Raw genomic sequence first — 933 nt, 5'->3', positions numbered from 1 at the left:
TTCCAGGACTATGCGCTGTTCCCGCATCTCAACGTGCTCGACAACGTCGCCTACGGCCTGATGGTCAAGGGCGTCGGCAAGGCCGAGCGGCTGAAGGCTGCGGAGGAAGCGCTGTCGCTGGTGCGCCTGCCGGGCTATGGCGCGCGCCGCCCAGGCCAGCTTTCCGGCGGCCAGCGCCAGCGCGTCGCGCTCGCCCGGGCGCTGGTCAACCAGCCCAAGGTGCTGTTGCTCGACGAGCCGCTCGGCGCGCTCGACCTCAAGCTGCGCGAGAACATGCAGGAGGAATTGAAGTCGCTGCAGAAGGCGCTCGGCATCACCTTCGTCTTCGTCACCCACGACCAGGGCGAAGCGCTGTCCATGGCCGACCGCGTCGCCGTCTTCAACGACGGCAGGATCATGCAGGTCGGCACGCCGGAAGATATCTATCAGCGGCCGAACACGCGCTTCGTCGCCGATTTCGTCGGCTCGTCCAACGTGCTGCCGCCGGATTTCGTTCAGCGCTATTCCGGCCAGCATCGCTGGGGCAGCCTGCGCCCGGAATCCATCCGCGTTTCAAGCGCGACCAGTGGCGACGGCGTCGCCGCGCGCCTGGTCGGCACCAACTATCTCGGCGCCACGACAAGGCTGGCGCTCGATGCCGAGGGGTTGAGGCTGCACGCGGTGGTGCCGGCGGGAACGGCGCTGCCGGCCGAAGGCGAGGCGGTGACGCTCACCTTCAACCGCGATAGCCTGCATCTGATGGATGAGCCGGCGTGATGAAGGCTTGTGCGAGGCCCCCCTCTCTGTCCTGCCGGACATCTCCCCCTCAGGGGGGGAGATTGGCTGTCCCTTCGGGTTTCGCCAATCTCCAACGTGTCAGAATTGGCGAGGCCGAGAAACTGCTGATCTCCCCCCTTGAGGGGGAGATGTCTGGCAGGACAGAGAGGGGGGCCT

The 933-nt window shown here is 66.8% G+C and carries 1 protein-coding gene; it reads left to right on the top strand.

All coding sequences use genetic code 11. The features are described 5' to 3' along the window. Positions 1-756, top strand: a 756-nt coding sequence (locus tag EOA28_RS37010) for an ABC transporter ATP-binding protein (RefSeq protein ID WP_148671170.1), incomplete at its 5' end; no start/stop codon positions are given. Positions 757-933 lie beyond the last annotated feature (177 nt).

Origin of the sequence: Mesorhizobium sp. M2A.F.Ca.ET.067.02.1.1 (assembly GCF_004023285.1) — a bacterium.
In the GTDB taxonomy this organism is placed as follows: Bacteria; Pseudomonadota; Alphaproteobacteria; order Rhizobiales; family Rhizobiaceae; genus Mesorhizobium.
This window is presented reverse-complemented; position numbering and strand designations above follow the sequence as displayed.